This is a genomic window from Chryseobacterium luteum, assembly GCF_000737785.1.
GTDB lineage: Bacteria > Bacteroidota > Bacteroidia > Flavobacteriales > Weeksellaceae > Chryseobacterium > Chryseobacterium luteum.
Genome location: NZ_JPRO01000001.1, coordinates 56,108 through 70,650 on the forward strand (window position 1 = coordinate 56,108; position 14,543 = coordinate 70,650).

10 protein-coding genes are annotated in these 14,543 nt (G+C 39.7%); 5 read left to right on the forward strand and 5 right to left on the reverse strand.

Going from position 1 to position 14,543, the window contains the following annotated elements; all coding sequences use genetic code 11:
• Positions 1-114 precede the first annotated feature (114 nt).
• The 5 genes from IX38_RS00260 to IX38_RS00280 all read left to right on the forward strand — a co-directional run bounded on the left by IX38_RS00260 (position 115) and on the right by IX38_RS00280 (position 6,331).
• Positions 115-1,662, forward strand: a complete 1,548-nt coding sequence (locus tag IX38_RS00260) for a sensor histidine kinase (RefSeq protein ID WP_034700770.1) — start codon at positions 115-117, stop codon at positions 1,660-1,662.
• Positions 1,663-1,809: 147 nt separating this feature from the next.
• On the forward strand, positions 1,810-2,496 hold the full coding sequence (locus tag IX38_RS00265; protein WP_034700772.1) for a response regulator transcription factor: 687 nt from the start codon (positions 1,810-1,812) through the stop codon (positions 2,494-2,496).
• A gap of 79 nt (positions 2,497-2,575) precedes the next feature.
• Complete coding sequence (locus tag IX38_RS00270; protein WP_034700774.1) at positions 2,576-3,196, forward strand: hypothetical protein; 621 nt, start codon at positions 2,576-2,578, stop codon at positions 3,194-3,196.
• A 19-nt stretch (positions 3,197-3,215) separates the two neighbouring features.
• Complete coding sequence (locus IX38_RS00275; protein ID WP_051884362.1) at positions 3,216-3,575, forward strand: hypothetical protein; 360 nt, start codon at positions 3,216-3,218, stop codon at positions 3,573-3,575.
• A 68-nt stretch (positions 3,576-3,643) separates the two neighbouring features.
• Positions 3,644-6,331: a TonB-dependent receptor domain-containing protein gene (locus IX38_RS00280; protein ID WP_034700777.1), complete on the forward strand. Its 2,688-nt coding sequence runs from the start codon at positions 3,644-3,646 to the stop codon at positions 6,329-6,331.
• A 463-nt stretch (positions 6,332-6,794) separates the two neighbouring features.
• Here IX38_RS00280 and IX38_RS00285 read toward each other — a convergent pair whose 3' ends face one another.
• The 5 genes from IX38_RS00285 to IX38_RS00305 form a co-directional block, all read right to left on the reverse strand.
• Positions 6,795-7,292, reverse strand: coding sequence for a cupin domain-containing protein (locus IX38_RS00285; RefSeq protein ID WP_034700779.1), 498 nt, complete (start codon positions 7,290-7,292; stop codon positions 6,795-6,797).
• Between the two features lie 46 nt (positions 7,293-7,338).
• The gene (locus IX38_RS00290; protein ID WP_034700781.1) at positions 7,339-9,609 is read right to left on the reverse strand and encodes a GH92 family glycosyl hydrolase; all 2,271 of its coding nucleotides are present in this window, start codon (positions 9,607-9,609) and stop codon (positions 7,339-7,341) included.
• Positions 9,610-9,626: 17 nt separating this feature from the next.
• On the reverse strand, positions 9,627-10,490 hold the full coding sequence (locus IX38_RS00295; protein WP_034700783.1) for an ROK family protein: 864 nt from the start codon (positions 10,488-10,490) through the stop codon (positions 9,627-9,629).
• A 141-nt stretch (positions 10,491-10,631) separates the two neighbouring features.
• Positions 10,632-13,046, reverse strand: coding sequence for an endo-beta-N-acetylglucosaminidase H (locus IX38_RS22235; RefSeq protein ID WP_084680135.1), 2,415 nt, complete (start codon positions 13,044-13,046; stop codon positions 10,632-10,634).
• Positions 13,047-13,113: 67 nt separating this feature from the next.
• Positions 13,114-14,541: a glycoside hydrolase family 125 protein gene (locus tag IX38_RS00305; RefSeq protein WP_034700786.1), complete on the reverse strand. Its 1,428-nt coding sequence runs from the start codon at positions 14,539-14,541 to the stop codon at positions 13,114-13,116.
• Between the last annotated feature and the right edge of the window lie 2 nt (positions 14,542-14,543).

Genomic DNA, 14,543 nt, shown 5'->3' on the forward strand with positions numbered 1-14,543 from the left:
TTAAAAAACATTCTTTTAAGAGAAATTAAACAATTTTTTGGCTCGTTTTTTGTTTATCAAGTCTTAAAATAATTAATTTTAACATTCATTTTTCCCAATATATAAAATCAAATAATGAATAATAAATTCATCCCAATAATTTCAGTGTTTATGACAATCTCACTGATTGTTTTTGTTACGCTCCAATTTTATTGGCTGAAAGGTTATTACGGTGCTCTGGAGCAGGAATTTTCCAATAAAGTATATGCTGCTTTAGAAAACACTTCAAAAAATATCGAAGAAATTGAAGCTGATAAATATCTGAATCAGGATTATACCAGTTTAAGAAACAATATTCTTGCCAACAAAGATCAACCTTCACTAACGACAATCCAGCAGGTGGAAGACTCCGGTACTCAGCGGCAGATTATTTATTCCAAAAATATCATATCAAAAACACAGCTTCCGATCTCTAAGAAAGGTGATTCGGTAAAGTTGACAACTTTGTACACTGATGATGCAACTTATAAAATAAAGAAAGACACTACCAACCGTGAACTTCTTACCACAGACCTTAATAACGATATTGAAAACGGAGATTATGCAATCAAAGAATTCGTAAAAGTAGTTGGAACCAATCTGCCTATCGATAAAAGAGTGGATCCTAAAACCCTTGATTCAGTAATCGCCAAAGAGCTGAAAATAAAAGGGATCACTGCAAAATTCGGATATGGAGTGATCGACAAGAACAACAAACTTACAAGTGTTGTCAACAAGGTTTATAAAGAGAAAAAAGACAGCAATACCTATAGTTATCCTCTTTTTACAGATAAAAAAGACCGGACTTTATACAGTCTGGCATTGGTTTTCCCTAAAAAAGAATACTCTCTGGCCATGAACAACTGGCCGATGCTCCTGGGAACTTTCCTCTCGCTATTGACAATTCTGGGAATTTATATTATTTCCATTAATTATATGATGAGGCAGAAGAAGCTGGCAGAAGTGAAGACGGATTTCATCAATAATATGTCCCACGAGTTTAAAACACCGCTGGCAACAATTTCTGTTGCAACAGATTCTTTAGCTAATGACAAGATTGCTACAAATCCTGACAAAGTAAAATACTATTCTGAGCTGATCAAGCAGGAAAATTTAAGAATGAAAAAGCAGGTGGAAAACGTGCTGAATATGTCTAAACTTGAAAGAAACGAGGTAGAGCTCTTCTTAAGGGCAGCCAATGTGCGGGAACTGATCAAAAGAACGACAGAGTCTTTCAACCTTATTGTACAGCAGAGAAACGGCACATTGACACAAGAATTCAATGCCACAAACTATACTTTTAAAATAGATGAATTCCATATCTCCAATATGCTGGTGAATTTACTGGACAATGCCAACAAATATTCGCCCGAAGCACCTGAGATCAATGTTAAAACAAGAAACGAAGGCAACTGGTACGTCATAGAAATTTCCGATAAGGGAATGGGAATGGAAACCGAGAATAAAACAAAAATCTTTGAAAAATTCTTCAGGGAAGAAACCGGAAACATCCATAATGTAAAAGGCCAGGGACTGGGACTTTCTTATGTAAAGAAAATAGTAGAACTGCACAAAGGACAGATTCTCGTAGATTCCCACAAAGACAAGGGAAGCACGTTTACGATAAAGCTGCCAATGAGCTAAATCATAAGTGATGAGAGATCAATGATGAATGATCAGATTACAACAAAAAATCATTGATCAATTATAAAAATAGAAACCAAATAACAAAATATAGGAAGATAGAGTGATAACGTTCATTCTTAATTATTAATTTTAATTATTAAAATCATGAGCAACAGAATATTATTAGTAGAAGATGATCAGAGTTTCGGGGCCGTGCTGAAGGATTATTTGACAATCAATAACTTTGAGGTAAACCTTGCTACAGATGGAGAACAGGGTCTGAAGGAATTTACAGAAAATGAGTTTGACATCTGTATTTTTGACGTGATGATGCCCAAAAAAGACGGGTTTTCACTGGCTGAAGACGTAAAAAAAATAGATAAAAATACGCCTATCATCTTCCTTACAGCTAGAAATATGAGAGAAGATATCCTGAAAGGGTATCAACTGGGGGCAGACGACTATATTACAAAACCGTTTGATACGGAACTTCTTTTATACAAGATCAAAGCGATCCTGCAGAGAAGCTCTACTTTAGAAAATGAGGAACAGGAGCAGTTCAAGATCAGCAATATTTTCTTTGATTCTATGCTGAGACAGCTGAAGGTAGGCGATAAAGAATATAAACTTTCTCCAAAAGAAAATGAATTACTGAAACTTCTCTGCATTCACAGAAACGATTTTATGCCGAGGGATCTGGCTTTGAGAAAAATCTGGAAAAAGGAAAACTATTTTACAGCAAGAAGTATGGACGTGTATATTGCCAAACTCCGTAAGCTTTTAAAGGATGATGAAGGATTGGAAATTATCAACGTTCATGGGGAAGGATTTAGACTTTTAGTTAAAAATTAAGTCCAAAAACATATTATAAATATAAAATTAGCAAAACAATTAAAAATGTTTTGCTAATTTTGTTTCATACCGATTGGATATGAAAAATACATTTTTGGGCGTGATCGCCGTTTCCGTGCTAGCCGTTTCATGCAAGAAGGACGAAAGGCCTACTTATTTAAAAGAAGAGGCAGGTGTTCAGCAGCCCAGCGTGGCAGTTAACTCAGCTCCTAAAGTTTCACTGATGGACCAGGCAGGCGTACAGTCCAATCCAAACCCGGCTTCCATTACTGAAGTTCCGGGAATAAAAAATCCTCCACACGGACAGCCAGGTCACAGATGTGATATTCCGGTAGGACAGCCGCTCAATGTAAATCCGGCCGCTATACAGACTGCTCCCGGTCAAAACCCCAACAATGCTATTAAAATAGATCCCAATTCAATGTCACCGGGCAAAGTAGCGATTGACAATAACGGAAAGCAGGTAAAAACAGCCCCCGGAATGAATCCTCCACACGGGCAGCCGGGCCACAGATGTGATATTCCGGTAGGACAGCCTCTAAACAGTAAACCCGCATCCACACCACAGCCTGTTCAAAGTGCAGCGCAGAATATCCCTGTAACACAGGCTCCTCCAACGGGTGAAAAACCTAAACTAAATCCGGCACACGGAGAACCATGGCACAACTGTGCTTTAAAAGTTGGTGATCCTTTGTCATAATTTTTGTATTTTTGCGGAGATGAAGCTGTTTCACATTCTTGCAGTTATTTTTTGTCTGGGAATTTTTTTAGTTCCTAAAGACAGCTTCTACTCTCAATCCATGCAGGAAACCTGCTGCAAAGTCAAGCCTGAAAAGAACGACTGCTGCAAAAGTCACACTTCAAAAGACGGTAAAGACAACAAAAATCAGTCTTCATGTAATGACGACTGCTGCTCAACTTGTGTTGCCTGCTATACTTATATAGAAACACCATTTTCAAAAGGTTTACACTTTGAACTGTCTTATTACAAAGCTAATAAGAATCCGCAGTTCCAATATTCACCTCCTCATTTATCAGACCGTTTAAAAGAGATCTGGCAGCCGCCTAAAATAGGTTAATTATTACACAGTGAATCCGTTAAATATTTTAATGGATCGTTTTTAATTAATCAAAACTTTTAAACAAAATGAAATTATATATTTCCAGGTTCATTCTTGGCCTAATGATCCTGTCCATACAGTTTATATCAGCACAAAACCTTTCAAAAAACCAGTTTAAAGTCAAAGGGAACTGCGAAATGTGTCAATCCAGGATAGAAGCTGCTGCCAAAAAAGCAGGCGCTAAAACCGCTGTTTATTCTATCGATCTCCAAACTTTAACTCTGGAAACTGACAACAAAATTTCTACAGACGAAATTTTGAAAAAAATAGCGGATGCCGGCCACGACAATGAAAAATTCAAGTCACCAGACCATGTTTATGAAGGCCTTCCGGGATGCTGTCATTATGAAAGAGATCTCAACCCTTCCCCCGCAGAAGCTCATGAGAATCACGTCAAAAAAGAAAATGAGTTTTACGTAAAAGGAAACTGTGGCTCATGCAAAGCCAGAATAGAAAAAGCAGCAAAAACTGCCGGTGCAGACTCAGCTGAATGGAGTGCAGAAAAGCAAACGGTAACTTTAAATTTTGATCCTTCAAAAACCTCATCGGATAAGGTATTGAAAGCTATTGCCGATTCAGGGCATGACAACGAAAAATATAAAACCTCTGATGCCGTTTACAGGAACCTTCCGGCATGTTGTCTGTACGACAGGGATATTCCTTTTGGCGAAGCTAATCCGAAGGTTCATTTTGAGGAAGAAACAAAACATGAAGATCATCATGACCAAGAGGCTGCAGGCATGAATGATCATCATGAACAGCATGAGAAACATATTGAAGGGGTAACCGTTACCGGTTCAAAAGCAGCAACAGCATTAAGTAAGAAAGAAGCTGGTCTTGTTTTTAATATTGATAAGAAGGAATTGTTAAAAGCGGCCTGCTGTAATCTTTCGGAAAGTTTTGAAACCAATGCAACTGTAGATGTTTCCTTCAGCAACGCCGTTACTGGCACAAAGCAATTGAAAATGCTTGGTCTTGACCAGAAATATACAAGTTTAACGAAAGAACTTCTTCCGGAGATCAGAGGTCTTGCTTCTGCATATGGACTGAATTTCATTCCCGGAAGATGGATCGAAAGCATTCAGCTGACAAAAGGCGGGAGTACGGTAACGAATGGTTATGAAAGTATTACGGGACAGATCAATACCGAACTTCTGAAAAATGCCAAGGAACCTGAAACTTCATTAAATATTTTCGCTGATTTCAACGGAAGAGCGGAAGCGAACATTACAAGTGTATCTTCTATCAATGAAAAATGGTCACAAACCTTTTTACTTCACGGAAACGGAACGTTTGGAGATACGGATATGAATGATGATACTTTCCTGGACAGGCCGAAAGGAACCCAAATCAATGCAGCTTATCTCCTTAATTATAATGATCTTGAAAAATCGGGATTAGGGTCACATTTCGGGATCAATTTTATCAGGGATGAGAGAACAGCCGGACAGATCGGGTTTGATAAAAAACTGCCTCAGGATAAGCAGAATGCGTATGGTGTAGGCATTGATATTTCGAGATTCCAGGTTTGGAATAAAACAGGATATGTCTTTAAAGGAAAACCTTACCAGAGCTTAGGATGGATGAACCAGTATGTGTATCATCAGCAGGACAGCTTTTTCGGACTGAGAAATTATGCAGGGAAACAGCATACCTATTATTCAAATCTGATCTTTGAAAGCATCATCGGAAATACGAATCATAAGTATAAGGCCGGAGCCAGCTTTTTGTATGATGGCTATGAGGAAACGTATTTAAAGAACGACATGAAGAGAAATGAGATGGTTCCGGGAATTTTCGCTGAATATACCCTGACCGGGTTAAAATATACTTTAGTGGCAGGAGCCAGAGCGGATTTTCATAATCTTGCAGGAACCCAGTTTACGCCAAGGGTTAATTTTAAGTATGATTTCACTCCCCAGACAATCTTAAGGCTTTCTGCGGGCCGGGGATTTAGAACGGCTAATGTTTTTGCGGAAAACCAACAGTATTTTGCATCCGGCAGAAGTGTTCAGATTCTGCAAAACGGAGGTAATATTTATGGCTTAAGACCTGAGATCGCATGGAACTACGGAGCCAGCTTACAGCAGGAATTCAGGCTTTTCGGAAGAAAATCTTCAGTTGTTGCTGATTTTTTCAGAACGGATTTCCAGGATCAGGTTCTGGTTGATCTTGACCGGTCTCCACAACAGCTTACTTTTTATAATTTAGAAGGAAAATCATTTGCGAACTCTTTCCAGACTCAGTGGGATTTTACGCCTTTCAGGAATTTTGATGTAAGACTGGCTTATAAATATTATGATGTTCAGGCGGATTATATTGATGGCAGAAGAGAAGTTCCTTTCATGGCCAGGCACAGAGGTTTTGTAAATTTCGCCTATGCAACGAATAAAAATAATAAAGGAGGATTCTGGAGTTTTGATACAACACTGAACTGGGTAGGAAAACAAAGACTTCCTGACACTTCAACGAACCCGGCAGAATTCCAGCTGCCGGTATATTCCAATTCTTACGCTGTATTAAATGCACAGATCTCAAGGAATTTTAATAAAAAGATCCGGGCTTATTTGGGAGGCGAGAACCTTACGTCTTACTACCAGAAAAATGCCATTGTTGATTTCAGAAATCCTTTTGGAAATTATTTTGATGGCGGGATGGTGTATGCACCTGTTATGAAGGCTAATTTTTATGTGGGACTGGATGTGACTTTCTAATTAATGATGTTTTTTAATGCAAAGCTGATCTTTTGTACTGTAGAATTGTGGGAAGCAAAAGGGGAAGCAACAAGTTGATTTGATGAAGTGAACTGTATAAATTCTACAAGCAAACCTTATAGGTTTCGGAAACCTATAAGGTTTATATTTCACACAACTACTCTATAGATAAACATCTATGATTCATCGATATATATCGACTCTGTTTATAGGGAATTTTATTTTAGAAAGGCGTTACTTTGTACCAGTAAAATTAACCAAATAAGAATTTATTGATTCCAAGCGGGAAATTTTACAAGAAACAAAAATGATGAAATAAAATTTTGATGTACAGATAACCTCAAAAACTTCTTAAAGACTTAAAAACACAAACACATAAAGAAATTATCTTGATTCAGAGGTTATTTGACACCAATAAAAAAGACTGTTTTTCAAACAGTCTTTTTTTATTTTTTCCAGCTATTTATCTTCCGAAATCATCCTGTACTCTCACAATATCATCCTCATCTGAAGGATTGGAAGCATCGGTATGCTGCCAGATCTCAGCTACCACACCCCAGCCGTCTAAACCTATCAGCCTGTGTCTTTCGCCCTGCTGAAGTTTGATCTGATCTTTTGGCTGGTATTCCTTCAATTCCCCTTCTTCATCGGTATTGCTTGTTTTGATTCCAACTGTTCCTTCCACTACCTGCCAGATTTCTGCTCTGCGGTGATGATACTGCCAGCTTAGGCGGGCATTAGGAGCAACAAGAAGGATCTTGGGGCTCAGCTTTCCGCCTATTTTCAGGCTTTCTACATTAATTCCGTCAAAATACTGATTGGCAAAATCCTGAGCCTGATTTTCATCGATCACGAAAAAGCCGCCCCAGGGTCTTGCGTCGTCTTTTGCCGCAATAGTAAATCCCTGAGCTTCCAGCATTTTTTCTACTTTATCAAATATTTGTGTTTTCTCTGCACTCATAATTTATTCCTGTTTTAAAATTATTTTCAAATATAAAGTTTGTTGATTATTCCTTCGACATTGAGTAGGGAAAATCTTTTTCCTGTGAGCCTCTTTCTTTATCAGGCTTGCTGTCCATCTCGAATTCCAGAACAGCTCCCTTCATCAGTTCTTGGTGACTGAGCCAGTTTTTTGAATAAGACCGAAAGTTTACGTTTAATGATTTGACGTATAGATTTTCAGCACTGTTTTCCGGTGCTTTTATTTCAATATTTTTCCCGTTTTCCAGATGGATAACCGCTTCTCTGAATAATGGTGCGCCTAAAACATATTGATCTGTGGCCGGTGTCACAGGATAAAATCCTAAGGCTGAAAATACATACCATGCAGAAGTCTGCCCGTTATCTTCATCACCGCAATAGCCGTCGGGTGCTGCATAATACAGCTTATCCATCACCTGTCTTGTCCAGTACTGTGTTTTGTAAGGCGCTCCGGCATAGTTGTATAAATAGATCATATGCTGGATCGGCTGGTTTCCATGGGCATACTGTCCCATATTCATGATCTGCATTTCACGGATCTCGTGAATCACGCTTCCGTAATAGCTGTCGTCAAAAACCGGGGGAAGTGAGAATACCTCATCCAGTTTGGCTTCAAATTTCTTTTTGCCTCCCATTAATTTAGACAAACCATCAATATCCTGGAAAACAGACCAGGTATAATGCCAGCTATTCCCTTCTGTAAAGGCATCGCCCCATTTGAACGGATTGAATGGCGACTGGAATTTTCCGTCTTTATTTTTACCACGTATCAGGCCTGTTTCCGGATCAAAAACATTTTTATAGTTATAAGCTCTTTTTTTGTAAATATCAATTTCAGAAGCAGGTTTACCCAATGCTTTTCCTAACTGGTAAATTGCAAAATCATCATAAGCATATTCCACAGTTCTGGCGGCATTTTCATTGATTTTCACATCGTAAGGGACGTAGCCCAAAGTATTGTAATATTCCACTCCTCTACGGCCTACTGCATCGATGGGGCCTTCGTTATTGGCTCCATGTTTAACGGCCTGCCAAAGGGTTTCCACATCATATCCGCGAAGTCCCTTGATATAAGCATCTGCCACTACCGAAGCTGAATTGTTCCCGATCATAATATTGGAATATCCTGGACTGCTCCACTCCGGAAGAAATCCTCCTTCCTTGAAGGAATTGACCAGACCTTCCTGCATTTCTACATTGATGCTTGGGTACACCAGGTTTAGGAAAGGGTACAGAGCGCGGAAAGTATCCCAGAAGCCTGTTCCTGCGAACATTTTTCCATCCAGAATTTTTCCGTTGTAAGGGCTCCAGTGCTTTACTTTGTTCTGTGCATCAATTTCGTATAGCTTTTGAGGGAAAAATAATGTTCTGTACAGAGAGGAATAAAATGTTCTTATCTGCTGGTCGGTTCCGCCTTTTACTTCAATTCTTCCTAAGGTTTTATTCCATATATTTTTAGCCTCTGTTTTTACCTGTTCAAAATTCCTGCTGCCAATTTCCCTGTTCAGATTTAATTCTGCCTGCTCGAAACTGATGAATGAAGAAGCGGTTCTTGCATAAACACTTTCTTTATTTTTCAATTTAAACCCAACAACTGCCCCGGCATGATCGCTTGTAATTTCCAACTGGTTTTTGACAAAAATGCTGTCCTTCCAAGTCGTTGTTAAGTCAAAATCTTTATCAAACTGAATGACAAAATAGTTTTTGAAATGATCATATTTACCTCTGGAATACTTCGTAGTGTAGCCGAGGATTTTTCTTTCTTTGGGAAGGATCTTAATATAGGAACCTTTGTTTAAAGCATCAATGACTACATAAGCGCTGTCTGTTTTGGGAAAATCAAATTTGAAAAAAGCAGCTCTTTCTGTTGGCGTAAGTTCCGTAGTTACATTGATATCAGCTAGATAAACGCTGTAGCTGTAAGGTTTTGCATTCTCAGCCTTATGACTGAACCAGCTTGCCCGCTCTTCCTCCTTAAATTTTAGTTTACCGACTCCCGGCATGAGGGCAAAAGCACCATAATCATTCATCCAGGGAGATGGCTGGTGAGTCTGTTTAAAACCTTTTATCTTGTCTGCATCGTAAGTGTAGGCCCATCCGTCACCCATTTTTCCGGTTTGCGGAGTCCAGAGGTTCATTCCCCACGGAAGTCCTATGGCGGGATAAGTGTTCCCATTGGATAGCGAAGGCTTGGACTGGGTTCCCATCAAAGGATTTACATAATCAGCAGGAGAGATCCCCTGCCCCAGCGCAAAGATATTAAGTACAATAAAGAAAGTTGAAAATAAAAACTTCATGATATCGTTTTGTTAATTTATCTGTTGCTTTTTTTAAAAGCATAACCTGCAGCACCCAGAATGGCTGCATCTTCAAAAATAGCTGAAATTTTAATAGGAAGATTGATTTTATGCTCTGCTAAATGTTGATCCAGTCTCTTTTTAAAATAAGGATAAACTTTTGCAATATTTCCGCCAATGACCAAAACTTCCGGGTCATAGTTTTTGACATATATCACAAGGAATTCAGCAAAGGAAGCTGCATAATCATTAAATATTCTGGTCTGTATGTCTTCCGGCTGATCCAACAGATCTTTGGTGCCTGATATTTCCCCGCCCGTTAAAGCCTTATAATGATTCACAAACCAGCGTGTTGCCAGGTAATCTTCGCAGATAGAGTCTTTGAAAGGTGAATCCCAAAGATCTTCATCCGTAGCTTCTTTTCCATTATAAAAAGCTGTACCCAAGCCTGTACCCAGGGTCACTCCAAAAACTTTACCGTAATTCTGAACACAGCCTCCGAACACTTCTCCTTCCAGGAAAGCGCCGGCATCATTTATAAAATGAATCTGATGGGAGGAAACAAAAAGTCTTTCAGCCAGTTCTTTTTTGATATTGACCTGATAAATATCAATAAATTTACCCTGCTTCATCAGCGAAATCCCGTTTTCATAATCGAAGGGACCGGGCATGGCTATACCGATCAGAAGATCATTTTTGACAAGATTATTTGTCACTTTCCCGATGGCAGAGATCCATGCAGAAAAAATGGCTTCGCGTGATCCGAAAGAGTCTACATGCTCCCTTACATAGGTAGAGCTGATGATTTCCCGTTTCTCAGGATCAACCTGGGCCATGGTGATATGTGAGCCGCCAATGTCTATTCCTATTATATTCTGCATTATACTATTATATTATTTTCCTGAAAAACAGTTTTTTCTTAAAACAGACAGACAAAAAAGCTGATTCCACTCCCTGCCTGCCCATCATAAAATCCTCTAATTTTATTTTTACTTTTTATATTTCCACTGAGGATTAATCTTTTATTCTATGATCAGTTTTCCTGAAGATTTTACCTTACTGTCTTTTGAATTTATTTTGTAGAGATAAGTTCCTACAGGTAAGTTCCTGGTATTGATCACCATATCATTTTTATCAATTTTTTGGCTCATTATTAATTTTCCCGCCATGTCATACAATACTATTTCATTAGCCGAGCTGTCTTTGATGCTAAAATGAAGATCATTTCCTTTTTTAACAGGATTCGGATATACATCATTCACGCTGTTTTTTTGTGAATCAACATCTTTGGCAGATAACGCAGCAGCGCAGGCTACATCTGTTTTCCAATTTGTGGCTGACATATTGATCAGGGTTGCAAAATGAGTGTTTGCCGTAGCATCCAAAGCTCCGGTTCCGCTACCTTCATTCATTTTCCAGTTGGCTTCAAGACCCGGTGAGCTGGCAGGAACATTACAGTTATCGGGAAGAATTTCTGAGGCTGTCAAAGCTCTTTTCCATACCCTGAATTCATCCAGGAATCCATTAAGAGTACGGGCATTTTCATAATTTCTGCCCAGATAAAGAATCCCGTTGGCCGTGAAATTCCCTGAAGCTGCTACGCTGGCATCAAGAACACCGTTAATATAGATCTTCATAGCTGATCCGTCGTAAGTCGCTGCGATGTGATTCCATGTATTGGTGGACAGTCCTGTAATACTGTTGAGTTTTATCTGAGCAGATCCGAAACTTAATATGAACTGAAGCTTGTTACTGGCTAAATTTCCATCTCCGAATCTCAGGATCGCAGAATTATTATCCCCAACTTCAATCCCGATTACTGATGAGATATAGGGAAAATTGGGTTTGAAGGCGTTTACTTTTACCCAGCCTTCAAATGTCACGGCATTTCCGCTAAGATTAAACTGTCCTGCGTTCAGGTATTGGGTGCTTCCATTGAAAGAAAGTGATCTGGGTCCGGGGCTTTGTACCGGTGCAAACCCGCTGTTAAAAGTTGTTTCAGCGGAATATGTGCTTATATTGGTTCCTCCGCATACGGCCTGTACTTTCCATACATAATTTGTATTTTCCGTTAATCCCGGCAGAGTATAAGAGTTGGCAGAAATATTCTGAACATCCGTCCAGGCTGTTGCTGCAGCTGTTTTGTACTGTAAATTATAGGATGAAGCACTTCCTACGGCATCCCATGATACTTTGGTGGTAGTTCCCAAAAAGCTTTCAGATTGTAAGCCGGACGGAGTTCCGCATCCGTTTCCCGAATTGAATCTTGGGGCAAACAGATAGGTGCTTTTTATGGTTGCTGAACAGTTAGACTGTATTCTCCAGTCATAATCCGTATTCAGGGTCAGGTTATTCACCATAATATTGCTTCCTGAATAATTGCTTGCAACGTTTGTCCAGATAGCAGAACCGGCAGGTTTATAATCAATATTATAGGTCTGGGAAGTATTGGCGGTCCAGTTTAATTTAGCTGAAACACCTGTGACATTTGTCACTTCCAGTCCTAAAGGCGGATCACACGCATTTCCCTGGGTCCAGGAATAAAGAGGTCCGGTAAGCAGGGTATTTTCGTTATAAAGAATATTTGATCCTGTGCTCAGATAGCCGGCATTATCAGCTCCATTAAGATCATACCACATAAATACTCCATAACCATCGTTCATTGTACTGGTAGCAAGGGCAGAAAGTGTAGCAGCGGAAGTAGATTGAGGGTTGCTATTCTGTATCCAGGCAGCTGCCGCAGAAAGCTTGCTATTGTTAAGTGGCGGCACTACGGGTGCGCTGTAAGTTCCATAATAGGGATTCCAGCTGTAATTGATATAATTTCCGGCTGCATCGCCGTTGTAACTCTGTCTTGTTGTTGCCGGGCCTAAATAATAAAATGTAATCAGCTTATCCGGCATTGCAGCTTTAAGTTCCTGCAAAAGCATTACAAAAGAACTGCTGTTGGGCTGTCCTGTTCCGTTATTTCCATAGCCTGCATATTCATCATCGAGATCAATCCCATCTAGGCCATAGGTATAAACGGTATGGGCAAGCTGCCGGGCAAAATCGCGGGCAGCTTCACGGTTCGGAAAATTGGAGATTCCGGCTCCCTGATGGTTTCCTAAAATATCCAGCAATACTTTAATGCCTTTTTGCTGTAATGGTCTTACATATGTATTTACATCATTCAATACCTTGGTTACATTGTTATTATTGGAAATATAAGCTCTGCTTTTGGAAACATCATAATTAATGTTGGCTGCGAAAATAATAGCCACTTCAAAAAGCTGCCTGTTCGTGTTCTGTAGGGTGTAGGATCCCACATTCAGCATATTGTTGTTATTCACCTCTACATAGCATATTCCCACAGGATTAAGCTGTTGTGCATGGAGGACTGATGCCGCCTGAATGACCAATGCGGTCAGGGCAGTAAGAATGGATTTTTTTTTCATAGTATAGTTTGTTTTGATGTTTTTAATTTGAGAATCTCATGCAGCCAATCCGGGCTGAACCGTTAGCCTATGTCAACAGGTCCTGGTTTTCATTGAACGTTTTCCACAGCAGTTCGCCGAATAATGTATTGGCCCATGCAAACCATTCTCTTGTGAATTTCCTGTCGTTGTCCTTATGGAAGGATTCATGCATAAAGCCGGTTCCTCCGTGGGTTTTCTGTAAAGTTTCTATGCACCATCGGATCTCCTTTTTGTCATTGGAAGTAAGGGCTTTCATAATGATACTCATTGGCCAGATCATATCAAGACCGATGTGCGGGCCTCCTATTCCCTCTGCCAGCTTTCCTTTGAAGAAGAAGGGATTATCTTTTGAACAAACATATTTTCTGGTATTAAGGTAAACAGGATCATCTTCCTTTACTGCATCCAGATATGGCAGCCCAAGAAGGCTCGGGCAGTTGGCATCATCCATTAAATTATAGCTTCCGAATCCGTTGGTTTCAAAAGCATAGATCTTTCCGTATTCCGGATGCTCATAGATCCCATATTTTTTGATGGCTGCGTCTACCTCATCGGCAAGGCTGTTTAACTGCTGGGCCAGTGCTTTTTCATTTTTTATCTTTGAAACCATTTCTGCCGCCTGACGTAAGCTTACCACTGCAAATAAATTGGAAGGGATCAGGAAAGCGTAGATGGTAGCATCATCACTTGGACGGAACATGGAATTGATAAGCCCTACTGGATTCGTCGGATAACCATAACCGCCCATCGGGATTCCGTCTGTTGCCCAGGCTGTTGTACGCTCGAATTTATATGGGCCTAAATTTGTTTTTCTCTGCTGTTCAATGAAAGTCTGTAAAGTCAGTTTAATTCCCTGTAACCAGCTGGTGTCAAATGGTTTTGTATCTCCCGTCGTCTTCCAGAAGTGATAAGCCAGACGGATAGGATAGCAAAGTGAATCAATCTCCCATTTTCTTTCGTGGGTGCCGGGCTTCATGTCCGTATGATCGTATTCTTTCCACTTGCTTATTTTGTTGTTATCGTTATAAAAAGCATTGGCATAAGGATCTTTCAGGATGAATTCCGTCTGTTTGTGAATCACTCCGGAGATCAGCTTGTGAAGTTTTTCGTCTTTCTTTGAGAACTGTAGGTACGGAAAAACCTGTGCAGAACTGTCGCGGAGCCACATGGCATCAATATCTCCCGTAATAACGTAGGTATCCGGAGTTCCATTGATTTCTTTATAAAAAACGGTGGTATCCAAAGTATTGGGAAAGCAGTTTTCGAATAGCCAGACAAGTTCTTTATTCTTCACTTTCTTTTTAAAGGCTGCAATGGCACTTTCTACCGCTTCACTGGTAAAATGTCTTTTATCTTTTGGAACACGCACCACAGGAAAATCTTCTACGTTCAGTGTTTTAGCAAAAATATTCTGAGTAAACAGTAATCCTGCTCCTGCAATTGCACTTGTCCTGATAAACTTTCTCCTTTCCATTA